This window comes from Streptomyces poriferorum (genome assembly GCF_019399235.1).
Classification (GTDB): domain Bacteria; phylum Actinomycetota; class Actinomycetes; order Streptomycetales; family Streptomycetaceae; genus Streptomyces; species Streptomyces poriferorum.
Map to the genome: position 1 here is coordinate 1 of NZ_JAELVH010000161.1, position 14,577 is coordinate 14,577.

Sequence of the window (14,577 nt, forward strand, 5' to 3'; positions counted from 1 at the left end):
GCCGCGCGCACGGGCGCGGCAGATGGTGGCGGGACGGGGGGGGCTTCGGGGCGGCGCGCCTGGGATCGGTGCGCCCGGGGCCGGCCGGCGTCAGGCGGTGGGCTGCCGGCCGGCGATGAGGAGTGACCGGGCCACGGCCCGTACGACGGCCAGATCGGCCGGGCCCGCGGTGATACCGATGCCGGCGAGCAGTGCTCCGGCGTCGATGGATCCGTCGTCGGGGGTGGCGGCGGACGGTGCGGGTGACGCGGGGACCGGTCCGGTTTCCGGGTCCTGGAGCGGTGTGGGCTGTCGCCGGGGGTCGGGCGTGGCCCGGCGCAGATGCCAGGTGGTGGCGGACTGGTAGGCCTCGCCCGCGGCGATCAGGGTGTGCTCGCTGCGGGGCCGGCCGGCCAGTTGGAGGGAGAGGGGCAGTCCGGCCGGGCCGGCGCCCATGGGCATCGCGAGGGCGGGGAATCCGGTGGGGTTCCAGACGGCGGTGAGGTTGAGTTCCTCGCCGGGTGCGGCCTCCTGCGCGTAGGGCCGCGCGGGGGCCGGCCAGGTCGGGGTGGCTATCACATCGACGCCGCCGGGTCCGTTCATCCGCTCCAGCAACCCGGCGGTGAGCCGTTCGCGGGTGTACTGGGCGCGGAGGTAGAGGTGAGCGGGGAGAAGCCCGCCCGCGGCGGCCAGACGGCGGAAGCTCCGGCCGTGCCCGTCCCAGTCGGCGGCGAGCCGCTCTCCGTGCACGGCGAAGGCTTCGGCGAGCATGGTCACGGCGTTGACCGCGAGCAGGCCACCGAACTCCGGGAGGTCGAACTCCCTTACCTCAGCGCCGAGTTCACGCAGCGTGCACAGGGCCTCCTGGAACGCGTCGCGGCACGCCGCCGTGATGCCCGGCGTGTCGAGCAGCCCGTACGGGACACCGATACGCAGTCCGCGCACCCCGGCGTCCGCCACGGGGGCGGGCCTCGGCGAGCCGGTCAGCGCGTCGAGGAGGAGTCCGCAGTCGCGTGCGGTGACGGCCATGGGGCCGAGGACGTCCTGCGAGGGGCTGAGCGGGACGCAGCCGTCGACGGGCAGCAGCCCGAAGGTCGTCTTGAGGCCGGTGGTGCCGCAGAGTGCGGCGGGCAGCCGGACGCTCCCGGAGGTGTCGCTGCCGAGGGCGCCGAGGAAGAGCCCGGAGGCGACGCCGGCGCCATTGCCCGTACTCGATCCGCCGGTCCAGCGCTCGGGATCCCAGGGGTTGCGGGGCACCGGGAAGGAGTGGGAGGGATCGGGGCGGCCCATGGCGTACTCGGCCATGGTGGTCTTGCCGAGGACGACGGCCCCGGCGCCGCGCAGCCGGGCGACGGCCGGCGCGTCGAGGCCGCGCCACCAGTGCGGGTCATGGGCCGGGCTCTGCACGGTGGCCGGGCCCTCGACGGTGGCGAGGTTGTCCTTCACCGCGAGGGGCAGCCCGTGCAGTGGACCGCGTCGGGCGGCGGGCAGGGAGTCCGCCGCACGGGCTGCGGCCAGCGCCTGTTCCGGGAAGCGGGTCACGTACACACCGAGCAGCGGATCGAGCACCTCGGCGTCGGCGAGGGCGGCGGCGACGAGTTCCGCGCTGCCGACGGCGCCCGACCGCAGGGCTGACGCGGCGTCGGCGAGGGTGGCGAAAGGCTGCTGCACGCGGCGCCTCCGAAGTCGGGAAGTGGCTGGATCTGATGGAGTACGGCGATGCTAATCTCCGTTCAAGAAACGCCCCGAGATTGCTGATATCTGTCATGGTCAATGATCAAATGCAGTTCCTTCCCATTCCATCCCCCGGTTCGGACTCTCGATGACTGAAACTCTGCCCTCACTGAGCGAGCTGGATCTGGCCCTGGTCAACGCCCTGCAGATCAATCCGAGGGCGACCTGGACCGAGCTGGCGAAGGCGCTGGACATCGACGCCGCGACCGTGGCGCGGCGCTGGGAGAGGCTGCGGGCGGCGGGCCACGCCTGGGTGACGGCGTACCCGTACGGCGGCTCGGGTGCCGGCGCGCTGATCGAGATCGACTGCGCGCCGGGGCAGGCCGGGGCGGTCGCGGAGCTCCTGTCGGCGGACCCGCACGCGGTGACCGTGGAGCACGCGGCGGGCGGGCGCGATCTGCTGATCACCGCGATGGCCACCAGCTTCGGCGCGCTCTCGGGCTACATCGTGGACCGGCTCGGCACGATCGCGGGCATCACCGCGACGCGGGCGCATCTGGTCACCCGCAGCTACACGGAAGGCAGCGTGTGGCGGCTGACGAGCCTGAGCCGCTCCCAGCAGGAGGTACTGGCCGCCTCCCGCCGGTCGGCACTGGGCGACGCGCAGCACCTTCCCGAGTACGCCGAACTGGTCACCGCGATGGGCGAGAACGGGCGCATGTCCCTCAGCGAGCTCGCCGAAGCGCTCGGCATCTCGGTGAACACAGCGAGCCGCCGGCTGAACCGGCTGCTGGAGGCGGGCCGTCTGGTGATCCGCTGCGACCTGGCCCGCTCCCTGTCCGGCTCGCCTGTCGCGGTGACCTTCTTCGGCACCGTGGCCGCCGAGCATCTGGACTCCACCGCACGGGAGTTGGCCAAGCTTCCGGAGATCAGGCAATGCCTGGGACTGGCCGGTCCGCAGAATCTCATCGCCACCGTCTGGGTCTCGTCGCTGGTGGACGCGCAGGCCCTGGAGGTACGGCTCGCCGCGGCCCTCCCGCATCTGCGGATCGCCGACCGCGCGGTCGCGCTGCGCGCGGTGAAACTGATGGGCCGGCTGCTGGATCCGGACGGCCGGGCGGTCGGGTTCGTGCCGATGAACCTCTGGGAGTGACAATTGCCGTGGAAGACACCGACGAGGAGACATCCATGACGCTGCACGACATCCCGCTCCACACCCTGACCGGCGAGCCGACCACGCTGGGCGCCTACAGCGGCCAGGCGGTCCTGCTGGTGAACGTCGCCTCCAAGTGCGGGCTGACCCCGCAGTACGCCGGCCTCGAACGGCTCCAGAAGGAGTACGGGGACCGGGGCTTCACCGTGCTCGGCGTGCCGTGCAACCAGTTCGGCGGCCAGGAGCCCGGGAGTTCGGAGGAGATCCAGACGTTCTGCTCGACGACGTACGGGGTGAGCTTCCCGCTGCTGGCGAAGACCGACGTCAACGGCGCCGGCCGGCACCCGCTCTACGTGGAACTCACCCAGCTCGCGGACGCGGACGGTGAGGCCGGTGACATCCAGTGGAACTTCGAGAAGTTCCTCATCTCCCCCGCGGGCGAGCCGGTCGCCCGGATCCGCCCCCGCACGGAGCCCGAGGCCCCCGAGGTCGTCGCGGCCATCGAGGCGCAGCTCCCCGCCTGAGCGCCGGGCCGGCACGCCCCGGCCCCCGTTCCTGTCGCGCGGACAGGGACGGGGGCCGGGGCGCCGGGGCCCACGCGGAGCATCAGCGGATGGGCATACCGGACAGCGTGCGGGCGATCACCAGGCGCTGGATCTCGCTCGTTCCCTCGAAGATCGTGTAGATCGCGGCGTCCCGGTGCATGCGCTCCACCGGGTACTCACGGGTGAACCCGTTGCCGCCGAGGATCTGGATCGCCTGAGCGGTGACCTTCTTGGCGGTCTCGCTCGCGTACAGCTTGGACATGGAACCCTCGGCCGACTCGAACTGCTTGCCGGTGGCCGCCATCCACGAGGCACGCCAGACCAGCAGGCGCGCCGCGTCGATCTGCGTACGCATGTCGGCGAGCTGGAAGGCGATGCCCTGGTTGTCGATGATCGGGCGGCCGAACTGGGTCCGGGTCTTCGCGTAGTCCAGCGCGACCTCGTACGCGGCACGGGCGGTGCCGACGGCCATCGCGCCGACGGCCGGGCGGGACGCCTCGAACGTGGCCATCGCGGCGTTCTTCACGCGCTCACCGCCGCCGGAGGCCGCACGCTCGCGGGCCCGGGCGAGGCGCTGGTCCAGCTTCTCCTTGCCGCCGAGCAGGCAGTGGCCCGGGACGCGCACGTCCTCCAGGACGACCTCGGCGGTGTGCGAGGCGCGGATGCCGTGCTTCTTGAACTTCTGGCCCTGCGAGAGGCCGGCGGTGTCCGGCGGCACGATGAAGGAGGCGTGCCCCTTGGAGCCGAGCTCGGCGTCGACGACCGCGACCACGACGTGGACGTTGGCGATGCCGCCGTTGGTCGCCCAGGTCTTGGTGCCGTTGAGCACCCATTCGTCCTTGGCCTGGTCGTACACGGCACGCGTACGCATCGAGCCGACGTCGGAGCCGGCGTCGGGCTCGGAGGAGCAGAAGGCGGCGACCTTCACATCGTTCGCGTCGCCGTACATCTGCGGGATCCAGGTGCCGATCTGCTCCTCGGTCCCGTTGGCGAGGACGCCGACGGCCGCCAGGCCCGTACCGACGATCGACAGGGCGATGCCCGCGTCGCCCCAGAAAAGCTCCTCCATCGCCATCGGGATGCCGAGGCCCGTCGGGTCGAAGAACTGCTGCGCGTAGAAGTCGAGGGAGTAGATTCCTACCTTGGCGGCCTCCTGGATGACGGGCCAGGGCGTTTCCTCACGTTCGTCCCACTCCGAAGCTGCCGGACGGATCACATCCGCGGCGAAGCCGTGAAGCCAGTCACGGACCTGCTTCTGGTCGTCGTTGAGATCGAGCGTGAACTCGGCCATGTTCCCCTCCACGTACTGCCGTCAAAACAGATCGTTACTTGCGGTAACCACAGTCTGTTACCGACAAGTAGCCTCTGTCAACCGCTCAGGCGGCGATCCACACAGCGCTGGGCAGGGTGTTACGTTGCGCAGGCAGGACGGACATGCACGGTCAGGGGTGGGAGAAACGACATGGAGACCACACGACAGGCCGAGCGCCAGCGGTCCGCGGCCGAACGCCGCCGCCGCGAGCTGCTCGAGGCCGCCGACCGCGTGGTGCTCAGGGACGGCCCCGGGGCCTCGATGAACGCCATCGCGGCAGAGGCCGGCATCACCAAGCCCATCCTCTACCGGCACTTCGGCGACAAGGGCGGCCTCTACCGCGCCCTCGCCAAGCGGCACACCGACGCGCTGCTGAGCGCCCTGCGGGCCGCGCTCGACGCCCCCGCCGACCGCCGCGCCCGCGTCGAGGCGACGCTCGACACCTACCTCGCGGCGATCGAGGCCCGCCCTCAGGTCTACCGCTTCCTGATGCACCCGTCCGACGACGCGGCGCCCTCCTCCGAGCAGGGCTTCGACGTGGGGCGGCACTCCGCCCCACTGCTGCGCCGGCTCGGCGAGGAACTCGCGACGGTCATCGCGGAGCGGGTGGACCTCGGCCCCGACAGCCAGGAGATGGCCCGGATCTGGGGCCACGGCATCGTCGGCATGATGCACGCGGCGGGCGACTGGTGGCTGGGGGAACGCCCCTGCTCGCGCGAGCAGTTGGTGCGGAGTCTGGCCGATCTGCTCTGGGGCAGGCTGGCCGCGGCGGGCGACCGCCCCGGCGGTCCCGGGTTCTGACCCCGGCGGCCCTCAGCCGGTGCGCCCCCAGGGCGCCCGGCGGGCCGCGCGCAGCGCGCGTGCCTTGCGCAGCCCGGTCAGCCGGTCCGTGTAGACGGCCCCGTCGAGATGGTCGCACTCGTGCTGGAGGCAACGGGCGAAGAAACCCGTCCCGCTGATCCGCACCGGCTCCCCGTCGGCCGTCACACCCTCGACCACGGCCTGGTCGAAGCGCGGGGTTCCGGCCTCGATGCCCGGGAGCGACAGGCAGCCCTCGGAGCCGCGCACGGTGATGCCGTCGGCCTCGACGAGCGTGGGGTTGACCACGTGTCCGAGATGACGGACGTCCTCGTCGTCGGGGCAGTCGAAGACGAACACCCGGAGCGGCACACCGACCTGGTTGGCGGCGAGGCCGACACCCTGCGCCTCGTACATCGTGGCGAACATGTCCTCGATCAGCCGGGCGAGCGACGGACCGAAGTCCGTGACCGGCTCGCAGGGGGCGTGGAGCACCGGGTCGCCGAGCAGGCTCATGGTCCGGACGAGGCCGGAACTGCCGGGGATGGGGCGGTTTCGCATGACGGTCATCGTACGTTCCGCGGCAACGCCCCCTACCGGCCGCGACGGGCTCACCGCCACAGCGACCTGCGACACTTCAGGCCGCACGGTCCGGTGCGCACGAGGAGAACAGAGGCGGGTGCCGCGATGAGCCTTCAGGATCTCGGCCTCACGGCGGACGACGACACGGTGTACCAGACGCTGACAGCGCTGCCTTCGCCCGGCTACGAAGAGCCGGCCGGTGCGGTCGGCCTGCCGGAGCAGCGCACCGGCGCCGCGCTGCGCACCCTGACCGAACGCGGGCTGGTCCTCCGGGCGGCCGACGGGCAACGCTATGCGGCCGCGCCTCCGGCCGTCGCCCTGGGCGTCGAGCTCGCGGACCGTCGCGAGCGCGCATGCCGGCGATGACGTCGCAGTCGCACCAGGCACAGCCTTGCCCCGTGTCGTATCTCCGACATGGCGGAAACGTGACGGGCCGACGCCACGAGGCGGCGTACCGAGGCCCCCTCGGGCCCCGGCCTCGGGGGGTCCTCGGCGTGAAATGACGAGGTGACGCTGCTCCTGATCCCGTACAACCGCCCTGACCTGTATGTTTGCCAGACAGATGAAGTGGTGTTAGTTCGCGCGTGTCTCGTTCCACTGTCGGGACGGTGCCGCCGTGCCTCCGCCGCGCCGGACATCGATAGGCTGGGCGCGGACCGATGCAAGGAGGATCTAGGACGATGGCAGGCAACACGGAGCCGTTGTCGCCGCGGGCCAAGCTGGCCGTGACGGCGGGCAAGGCCGCTGCGGCGGTGTCGCGAGCGGCCGGGCGAGGCAGCGGATCGGTGATCGGCGGCCGGGTGGCGCTCAAGCTCGACCCCGACCTGCTGGGGCGGCTGGCGCAGCACCTGGACGTGATCCTCGTGTCGGCGACGAACGGCAAGACGACCACGACCCGGCTGATCGCCGAGGCACTGCGGGCCGCGGGCCCGGTCGTGTCGAACGCGCTGGGCGCCAACATGCCCGCGGGCATCACCTCGGCCCTGGCCGGCGGCTCGGACGCGCAGTACGGCGTGATCGAGGTCGACGAGAAGTACCTCGCCGGCGTCGCCCGCGACACGACGCCCAAGGTGATCGCGCTGCTCAACCTCTCGCGCGACCAGTTGGACCGGGCCGCTGAGACCCGGATGCTGGCCGAGAAGTGGCGGGAGGGACTGTCCGGCTCGAAGGCCGTGATCGTGGCCAACGCCGACGACCCGCTGATCGTCTGGGCGGCCTCCTCCTCACCCAACGTGGTGTGGGTCGCGGCCGGCCAGGCGTGGAAGGACGACGCCTGGTCCTGCCCGTCCTGCGGCGGCGTCATGCAGCGCCCCGGCGACGACTGGTTCTGCGGCGAGTGCGGCTTCCGCCGCCCGCCGCCCAGCTGGGTCCTGCACGGTGACTACGTGCTCGACCCGCACGGATCGGCGTGGCCGATCCATCTCCAGCTGCCCGGCCGCGCCAACAAGGCCAACGCCACCAGCTCGGCCGCCGTGGCCGCCGTGTTCGGGGTGCCGCCGCAGGTCGCCCTGGAGCGGATGTACCAGGTGCAGGCCGTCGCGGGCCGCTACGACGTGGTCACCTTCCTCGGCCGCGAGCTCCGGCTCCTGCTGGCGAAGAACCCGGCGGGCTGGCTGGAGACGTTCTCCCTGATCGACCCGCCGCCCACCCCGGTGATCCTTTCCGTGAACGCCCGCGGCGCGGACGGTACGGACACCTCGTGGCTGTGGGACGTGGACTACACCCAGCTCGCGGGCCACCCGATCTTCGTGCTCGGCGACCGGAAGCTGGACCTCGCGGTCCGCCTCGAAGTGGCCGGTCTCGACTTCCGGGTGTGCGAGAACCTCGACGAGGCAGTCCAGCAGGCACCGCCCGGACGCATCGAGGTCATCGCCAACTACACCGCCTTCCAGGATCTGCGCCGTCGTGTCGGCAACTGACCCCGGCCCCGGGCCCCTCAGGAGAGGACGAAGCATGAGCAACAACAGCCTGCGGCTGGTGTGGGTCTACCCGGACCTGCTGAGCACCTACGGCGACCAGGGCAACGCCCTCGTCGTGGAGCGCCGGGCCCGTCAGCGCGGCCTCGACGTGTCGCGCGTCGACGTGCGCAGCGACCAGCCGGTCCCCACGTCCGGGGACATCTATCTGATCGGCGGCGGTGAGGACCGGCCTCAGCGGCTCGCGGCGGAGCGGCTGCGCCGCGACGGCGGCCTCAGCCGGGCCGCGTCCAACGGCGCGATCATCTTCTCGGTCTGTGCGGGCTACCAGATCCTCGGCCACGAGTTCGTCAACGACCTCGGTGAGCGCGAGCAGGGTCTCGGGCTGCTCGACGTGGTCTCCACCCGCGGCGAGGGGGCCCGGTGCGTCGGCGACGTGCTCGGGGACATCGACCCGCGCCTCGGGCTGCCGCCGCTGACCGGCTTCGAGAACCACCAGGGCGTCACCCATCTCGGGCCGACGGCACGCCCGTTCGCCCAGGTGCGGTTCGGCCGCGGCAACGGCACGGGCGACGGGACCGAGGGCGCGTACAACGACACCGTCTTCGGCACGTACATGCACGGGCCCGTGATGGCGCGCAACCCGCTCATCGCGGATCTGCTGCTGAAGCTGGCCCTCGACGTGAACGCGCTGCCGCCCACCGACGACCGCTGGTACGAGGCGCTGCGCGCCGAGCGGATCGCCGCGGCTACGCAGCCCGCCTGATGAGGGGTATTTCGCTCAGCTGAGCGGAGTCCAGCAGGCGGACGCCCGGTTCGGTCCCGCCACCCTGCGCCGGTAGGGTGGCGGGGATCCAACCGGACGACGTGGTCCGGTCGTCGGCCCACGTTGCAAAGGTTTCCCGGGCAATGCGAATTGGTGTGCTCACCTCCGGCGGCGACTGCCCCGGCCTCAATGCCGTCATCCGTTCCGTCGTCCACCGCGCTGTGGTCGACCACGGCGACGAGGTCATCGGCTTCCACGACGGGTGGCGGGGCCTCCTCGAGTGCGACTACCGCAAGCTCGACCTCGACGCGGTCGGCGGCATCCTCGCCCGCGGCGGCACGATCCTCGGCTCCTCCCGGGTCCAGCCCGCGCATCTGCGCGGCGGTGTCGAGACTGCCAGGGGCCATGTAGCGGACCTCGGCCTCGACGCGATCATCCCGATCGGCGGCGAGGGCACGCTGAAGGCTGCCAACCTGCTGTCCGAGGCGGGGCTGCCGATCGTCGGCGTACCGAAGACGATCGACAACGACATCGCGTCCACCGACGTGACCTTCGGTTTCGACACCGCTGTCGGCGTGGCGACCGAGGCCCTCGACCGGCTGAAGACGACCGCCGAGTCCCACCAGCGCGTCATGATCGTCGAGGTCATGGGACGCCACACCGGCTGGATCGCCCTGCACTCCGGCATGGCGGCCGGTGCGCACGCCATCGTCGTTCCCGAGCGGCCCTTCGACATCGACGAGCTCACCGAGCTGGTCGGCCGGCGCTTCTCGGCCGGCAAGAAGTTCGCGATCGTCGTGGTCGCCGAGGGCGCGAAGCCGCGTGAGGGCTCCATGGAGTTCGAATCGGGCGTCAAGGACGTCTACGGTCACGAGCGCTTCGCCGGTGTGGCGACGCAGCTCTCAATCGAGCTGGAGCAGCGCCTGGGCAAGGAGGCGCGCCCGGTGATCCTCGGCCACGTGCAGCGCGGCGGCACACCGACCGCGTACGACCGCGTCCTCGCGACCCGCTTCGGCTGGCACGCGGTGGAGGCGGCGCACCGCGGCGAGTTCGGCATGATGACGGCCCTGCGCGGCACGGACATCACGATGGTGCCCCTCGCGGACGCCGTGGAGACCCTGAAGACGGTCCCCGCCGAGCGCTACTCCGAGGCCGAGTGCGTGCTCTGAGACACACCACCGTCTGAGAACCGCCCCCGGCCGCAGTTGAGGCCGGGGGCGGTTCTACTCTGGTCGGGACAACCGGCACGAAACAGGGACGTCCCGACGTTCCCATCGGGAGTGAACAGATGGATCACAGCGGGCACGGCATGAACATGGATCTGCCGCCGTTCACGCTGGGACGCGGGCTCCAGTTCTCCGCGGACCCGTTCTTCCTGATCGGCTGCGTCCTCGCAGTGGTCCTGTACGTGTACGCGGTGCTGCGGCTGCGCAGACGCGGGGACGGCTGGCCGGTCAGCCGGACCGTCTTCTTCGTCGTCGGTGTGCTGACCATCGCGCTGGTGATGTGCACCCGGCTCAACGACTACGGCATGGTCATGTTCAGCGTGCACATGGTGCAGCACATGGTGATCAGCATGCTGTCGCCGATCCTGCTGCTGCTCGGCGCGCCCGTGACCCTCGCACTGCGTGCCCTGCCGGTGGCGGGGCGTGGCAGGAAGGGGCCCCGCGAGCTGCTCCTGATGCTGCTGCACAGCCGCTACATGAAGATCATCACGCATCCCGCGTTCACCATCCCGCTCTTCATCGCCAGCCTGTACGCCCTGTACTTCACCCCGCTCTTCGACTTCCTGATGGGTTCGACGGCCGGGCACCTCGCGATGATGGTGCACTTCCTGGCGGTCGGCCTGGTCTTCTTCTGGCCGATCATGGGCATCGACCCCGGGCCGCACCGCCCGGGCTACCTGATGAGGATGCTGGAGCTGTTCGCCGGGATGCCGTTCCACGCCTTCTTCGGTATCGCGCTGATGATGGCGAGCGAGCCGATGGTGAAGGTCTACGAGAACCCGCCGGCCTCGCTCGGCATCGACGCCCTGTCCGACCAGAACGCGGCGGGCGGCATCGCCTGGGCGTTCAGCGAGATCCCCTCGGTGCTGGTCCTGGTGGCCCTGGTCTTCCAGTGGTACCGCTCGGAACAGCGGACGGCCAAGCGCTCGGACCGTGCCGCGGACCGGGACGGCGACCAGGAGCTCCAGGCGTACAACGCCTATCTCGCCTCCTTGCAGGCGCGCGGACAGTAGCGGTGGAGGGGCCTTCGGGGTGACGATGGCATCCACAGCCTCGAGGAGGGTGCGCGCATGTCCGGATCCACGAAGGCAATGGGAGTGCTCACCGTAGGTGCCCTGGTGGCAGTCACCGCGTACACGGTGGCGCTGGGGAGCAATGGATGGCTCTGGTTCGGCTGGGTGGTGCTGGGGCTGATCACGATGGGAATGGTCGCCACCCGCGAGACCTGAGCCGGACGGGGCAGGGGCGGCCGGATCCGTACACCCGGACGGTGCCGGCTCGCGTCTCGCTCCGCGCGCCTGTCCGGGCCGGACGGGCGCGCGCCTACTGTTCGGGCCACGATGCCGCCGAGACGGCGGCCGGGTCCGAGGAGTTCGTGATGAGGTTTGGCGCAGGAGCGGCCGCGGCCGCGACGGTGAGCCTGCTGGCCGCCGTGCTCGGCGGATGTTCGAACGACGGCGGGGGCGGCGGATCGGCTTCGGCCACGCCGTCCGCGACCGGCGCGGCGGCGTCCGGGACCGTGGCGACCGCGTCGAACCCCCTGGGCACCATCCTGGTGGACGGCGGCGGGCGGACCCTTTACCTCTGGGAGGCGGACACCTCCTCGAAGTCGACGTGCAACGGTGACTGCGCAACGGCCTGGCCGCCCCTGACCGCCACAGCGAAGCCGGTCGCCGGCAAGGGGGTGCAGTCCTCGCTGCTCGGCACGACGACGCGTGACGACGGCCGCAAGGAGATCACCTACAACGGTCACCCGCTGTACCGCTACGCGGGCGACACGAGCGCCGGCGACACGAACGGGCAGGGATCGAACGGATTCGGCGCGGCCTGGTACGTCCTCGACGCCACCGGGAACAAGATCACAAAGGCCCCGCCCTCGCCCTCCTCCTCGAACAACGGAGGGTACTGAGCCGTGCTCGCACTGCTTCCCGCGAGGGCGCGCGTCGCCGTGGCGGTCTCGGTTGCCTGCGCCACCGCCCTGGCCGGCTGCTCCGGCGGCGGTGGCGGCTCCTCGTCCTCCGCCTCCCCCACGCCGCCCAGCGCCTCGCGACCGGCGGGCGGCGCCTTGATCACGATCAAGGACTTCGCGTTCCATCCGGCCGCCCTGACCGTCGCCCCGGGTACGAAGGTCACCGTGATCAACAAGGATGCGGCAACGCATACCGTGACGGCGACCGGTGACGGGGCCTTCGACACCGGCCAGGTGAAGTCGGGGCAAAAGGTCACCTTCGACGCTCCGGCCCGGCCGGGCTCATATCCATACATCTGCACCATCCACCCGACGATGAACGGCTCGCTCACGGTGCGCTGAGAAGGCTCTCCGCGGCGCCCGGCGACCGACCGCCTACACCTTCGCGTACGCCGCGCGGGTCCCCCGGTCGCCGCAACCAAGGCACTCCCGGGGCAGCCTGTTCGTCACTCTCCGACAAGATTGGTACACGGTTGCACTACTCGCGGTGCGGGTGGGCGACCGGCACGGACCCCGGCGCGGAGGCATGGGCCCGCCGCCCCCTCACACGGCTGCCCAGCGGATTCCGCGGTCGGCACGCGAACGACGCACAGCGGGAACACCGGGCCGCCGGAGGCCGGTACGCGGATACACGAGCCTGCCCGGCCATCACCGAACGTGCGCGACGTGAGCGGCGCCCACGACACCCTCGACGACCGCGCGCACGCATTCGCGAACACGCCACGCCCGCCCCGCACACACCCTCGCCCCCGCGCCCGGCAGAGCGTTCACACGGCAGCGGGACCGGCCCCGCCGGCGAACCCCACAGGCGACTCCCGGGGCCATCCGCCACACCACCCGAGGCATCCGTTCGACGTGTGGCCGAGTTAACGCGCTCGTAAGGCAGTTGTGATTTAAGTCTTGACAGGTGCCTATCACCACGCCACCTTGGGAGCGCTCCCACAATCAAGACTTGCACACTCCACTCCCCTCCCTTCTCCCCCAACACCGGGCGGCGAAAGGGGTGTTACGGGGCGCAGCCGCCCCCCGTAACACCCCACGCCACCCGGCCGAGGAAGGCCTTTGTCATGAGCTTGGTGAAGCGCTGTAGACACAGCCGAACCGGAGGGCTCCCGACCCTCCTGGTCGGAGCCCTGGCCCTCGTCACCACCCTGACGGGCGGACCGGCGACCGCGGCCGAGCAGGCCACCTTGCATGAACTCGCCACCGCCCAGGGCAAGTACTTCGGCTCCGCCACCGACAACCCCGAGCTGCCCGATGCCGCCTACGCGGCCGTCCTGGGCTCGGAGTTCGGCCAGATCACCCCCGGCAACTCCATGAAGTGGGACACCACCGAGCCGGCACAGGGCCAGTTCAACTTCACCAAGGGCGATGTGATCACCGACTTCGCCCAGCAGCACGGCCAGACCGTGCGCGGCCACACGCTCGTCTGGCACAGTCAGCTGCCCGGCTGGGTCGGCGCACTGCCGCCGGCCCAGGTCGAGGCCGCCATGACGAACCACGTCACCGAGGAGGCGACGCACTACCGCGGCGCGGTCTCCGCGTGGGACGTGGTGAACGAGCCGTTCAACGAGGACGGGACCTTCCGCACCAGTCCCTTCTACACCGCCATGGGCAGCGACTACATCGCCAAGGCCCTGCGCGCCGCCCATGCCGCGGACCCCGAGGCCAAGCTGTACGTCAACGACTACAACATCGAGGGGCTCGGGGCGAAGAGCGACGCCATGTACGCCCTGGTGAGCGAGCTGCTCGCCGAGGGTGTGCCGCTCGACGGGGTCGGCATGCAGGCGCATCTGGCCGTCCAGTACGGCTTCCCCTACCAGATGCAGGCGAACATGCAGCGGTTCGCCGACCTCGGGCTCGACGTGGCCGTCACCGAACTCGACGTGCGCATGCAGCTGCCCGCCGACAGTGCCAAGACGGCCACGCAGTCCTCGTACTACCGACAGGTGACCGAAGCCTGCCTGGCGGTCGAACGCTGCGTCGGCATCACGGTCTGGGACTACACGGACAAGTACTCCTGGGTCCCGAGCACGTTCCCGGGCCAGGGCGCGGCCAACCTGTACGACGAGAACCTGCTGCCGAAGCCCGCCTACTCCGCCGTGCGCACCGCACTGGGCGGCGACGACGGCGGCGAGGGTGGCGAACCCGGCGCGCTCAAGGCCCAGTACCGCAGCAGCGACTCCTCCTCGGGCGACAACCAGATCAAGCCGGGCCTCCAACTCGTGAACACCGGCGACACGGCGGCCGACCTGTCGGACGTGACGGTCCGTTACTGGTTCACTTCCGACAACGGGGCCTCCACGTACGGCACTTGGTGCGACTGGTCCCCGATCGGCTGCTCCACAGTGACCCACCGCGTCGCCGCCGCGAGCACCCCGAAGGCCGGCGCCGACCACTACCTCGAAGTCGGCTTCACGGGCGGCAGTCTGGCACCGGGCGCCACCACCGGAGAGATCCAGCTGCGGCTCAGCAAGACGGACTGGTCGAACTTCGACGAGTCGGACGACTACAGCCACGGATCCGGTACCTCGTACGCCGACGCCGACAGGATCGCCGTGTACGTCGGCGGCGAGCTGGTCTGGGGCATCGAGCCCTGACCGTCGGCCACGCCGGCCGCTCCCACCCACCGCCTTCCGCTCCCCGCAGCATCACCC

General features: G+C 71.0%; 15 protein-coding genes. 12 read left to right on the forward strand and 3 right to left on the reverse strand.

What is annotated here, in order from left to right:
* Positions 1-90 precede the first annotated feature (90 nt).
* Positions 91-1,650 (reverse strand): amidase, encoded by a 1,560-nt coding sequence (locus tag JGS39_RS25315; RefSeq protein WP_219571784.1) that lies wholly within the window; start codon positions 1,648-1,650, stop codon positions 91-93.
* 151 nt (positions 1,651-1,801) lie between these two features.
* Here JGS39_RS25315 and JGS39_RS25320 point away from each other — a divergent pair, with 151 nt between their 5' ends.
* Together JGS39_RS25320 and JGS39_RS25325 are read left to right on the forward strand one after the other, a co-directional pair.
* Positions 1,802-2,806, forward strand: a complete 1,005-nt coding sequence (locus JGS39_RS25320; protein ID WP_219571786.1) for an Lrp/AsnC family transcriptional regulator — start codon at positions 1,802-1,804, stop codon at positions 2,804-2,806.
* Between the two features lie 35 nt (positions 2,807-2,841).
* Complete coding sequence (locus tag JGS39_RS25325; RefSeq protein ID WP_219571787.1) at positions 2,842-3,330, forward strand: glutathione peroxidase; 489 nt, start codon at positions 2,842-2,844, stop codon at positions 3,328-3,330.
* Between the two features lie 82 nt (positions 3,331-3,412).
* Here the strand turns inward: JGS39_RS25325 and JGS39_RS25330 are convergent, their stop codons facing one another.
* Positions 3,413-4,642, reverse strand: coding sequence for an acyl-CoA dehydrogenase family protein (locus JGS39_RS25330; RefSeq protein WP_219571789.1), 1,230 nt, complete (start codon positions 4,640-4,642; stop codon positions 3,413-3,415).
* Positions 4,643-4,813: 171 nt separating this feature from the next.
* Between JGS39_RS25330 and JGS39_RS25335 the strand changes: the two genes are divergently transcribed.
* Positions 4,814-5,464 carry a TetR/AcrR family transcriptional regulator gene (locus JGS39_RS25335; RefSeq protein WP_219571791.1) on the forward strand — a complete coding sequence of 217 codons (651 nt, stop codon included), beginning with the start codon at positions 4,814-4,816 and terminating at the stop codon, positions 5,462-5,464.
* 12 nt (positions 5,465-5,476) lie between these two features.
* On the opposite strand, the gene def is transcribed toward JGS39_RS25335, so the two are convergent.
* Positions 5,477-6,022, reverse strand: a complete 546-nt coding sequence (gene def / locus JGS39_RS25340) for a peptide deformylase (protein WP_219571793.1) — start codon at positions 6,020-6,022, stop codon at positions 5,477-5,479.
* 126 nt (positions 6,023-6,148) lie between these two features.
* On the opposite strand from def, the gene JGS39_RS25345 reads away from it, so the two are divergent.
* The 9 genes from JGS39_RS25345 to JGS39_RS25385 all read left to right on the forward strand — a co-directional run bounded on the left by JGS39_RS25345 (position 6,149) and on the right by JGS39_RS25385 (position 14,520).
* Complete coding sequence (locus tag JGS39_RS25345) at positions 6,149-6,409, forward strand: helix-turn-helix domain-containing protein (protein ID WP_219571795.1); 261 nt, start codon at positions 6,149-6,151, stop codon at positions 6,407-6,409.
* Positions 6,410-6,723: 314 nt separating this feature from the next.
* Positions 6,724-7,962 carry a Mur ligase family protein gene (locus JGS39_RS25350; RefSeq protein ID WP_148015277.1) on the forward strand — a complete coding sequence of 413 codons (1,239 nt, stop codon included), beginning with the start codon at positions 6,724-6,726 and terminating at the stop codon, positions 7,960-7,962.
* Between the two features lie 34 nt (positions 7,963-7,996).
* Positions 7,997-8,725 carry a type 1 glutamine amidotransferase gene (locus tag JGS39_RS25355; protein ID WP_219571797.1) on the forward strand — a complete coding sequence of 243 codons (729 nt, stop codon included), beginning with the start codon at positions 7,997-7,999 and terminating at the stop codon, positions 8,723-8,725.
* A 143-nt stretch (positions 8,726-8,868) separates the two neighbouring features.
* Positions 8,869-9,894 (forward strand): 6-phosphofructokinase, encoded by a 1,026-nt coding sequence (locus JGS39_RS25360; protein WP_219571799.1) that lies wholly within the window; start codon positions 8,869-8,871, stop codon positions 9,892-9,894.
* 119 nt (positions 9,895-10,013) lie between these two features.
* Positions 10,014-10,964 (forward strand): cytochrome c oxidase assembly protein, encoded by a 951-nt coding sequence (locus tag JGS39_RS25365; protein WP_219571800.1) that lies wholly within the window; start codon positions 10,014-10,016, stop codon positions 10,962-10,964.
* 57 nt (positions 10,965-11,021) lie between these two features.
* The gene (locus JGS39_RS25370) at positions 11,022-11,180 is read left to right on the forward strand and encodes a hypothetical protein (RefSeq protein ID WP_148015273.1); all 159 of its coding nucleotides are present in this window, start codon (positions 11,022-11,024) and stop codon (positions 11,178-11,180) included.
* Positions 11,181-11,329: 149 nt separating this feature from the next.
* Positions 11,330-11,860: a COG4315 family predicted lipoprotein gene (locus JGS39_RS25375; protein ID WP_219571802.1), complete on the forward strand. Its 531-nt coding sequence runs from the start codon at positions 11,330-11,332 to the stop codon at positions 11,858-11,860.
* 3 nt (positions 11,861-11,863) lie between these two features.
* Positions 11,864-12,262, forward strand: a complete 399-nt coding sequence (locus JGS39_RS25380; protein WP_219571804.1) for a cupredoxin domain-containing protein — start codon at positions 11,864-11,866, stop codon at positions 12,260-12,262.
* A gap of 725 nt (positions 12,263-12,987) precedes the next feature.
* Positions 12,988-14,520 (forward strand): glycoside hydrolase family 10 protein, encoded by a 1,533-nt coding sequence (locus JGS39_RS25385; RefSeq protein ID WP_219571806.1) that lies wholly within the window; start codon positions 12,988-12,990, stop codon positions 14,518-14,520.
* Positions 14,521-14,577 lie beyond the last annotated feature (57 nt).

Coding starts and splice junctions, on each gene's coding strand:
- JGS39_RS25320 (WP_219571786.1), top strand. CDS start 1,802: ATGACTGAAACTCTGCCCTCACTGAGCGAGCTGGATCTGGCCCTGGTC.
- JGS39_RS25325 (WP_219571787.1), top strand. CDS start 2,842: ATGACGCTGCACGACATCCCGCTCCACACCCTGACCGGCGAGCCGACC.
- JGS39_RS25330 (WP_219571789.1), bottom strand. CDS start 4,642: ATGGCCGAGTTCACGCTCGATCTCAACGACGACCAGAAGCAGGTCCGT.
- JGS39_RS25335 (WP_219571791.1), top strand. CDS start 4,814: ATGGAGACCACACGACAGGCCGAGCGCCAGCGGTCCGCGGCCGAACGC.
- def (WP_219571793.1), bottom strand. CDS start 6,022: ATGCGAAACCGCCCCATCCCCGGCAGTTCCGGCCTCGTCCGGACCATG.
- JGS39_RS25345 (WP_219571795.1), top strand. CDS start 6,149: ATGAGCCTTCAGGATCTCGGCCTCACGGCGGACGACGACACGGTGTAC.
- JGS39_RS25350 (WP_148015277.1), top strand. CDS start 6,724: ATGGCAGGCAACACGGAGCCGTTGTCGCCGCGGGCCAAGCTGGCCGTG.
- JGS39_RS25355 (WP_219571797.1), top strand. CDS start 7,997: ATGAGCAACAACAGCCTGCGGCTGGTGTGGGTCTACCCGGACCTGCTG.
- JGS39_RS25360 (WP_219571799.1), top strand. CDS start 8,869: ATGCGAATTGGTGTGCTCACCTCCGGCGGCGACTGCCCCGGCCTCAAT.
- JGS39_RS25365 (WP_219571800.1), top strand. CDS start 10,014: ATGGATCACAGCGGGCACGGCATGAACATGGATCTGCCGCCGTTCACG.
- JGS39_RS25370 (WP_148015273.1), top strand. CDS start 11,022: ATGTCCGGATCCACGAAGGCAATGGGAGTGCTCACCGTAGGTGCCCTG.
- JGS39_RS25375 (WP_219571802.1), top strand. CDS start 11,330: ATGAGGTTTGGCGCAGGAGCGGCCGCGGCCGCGACGGTGAGCCTGCTG.
- JGS39_RS25385 (WP_219571806.1), top strand. CDS start 12,988: ATGAGCTTGGTGAAGCGCTGTAGACACAGCCGAACCGGAGGGCTCCCG.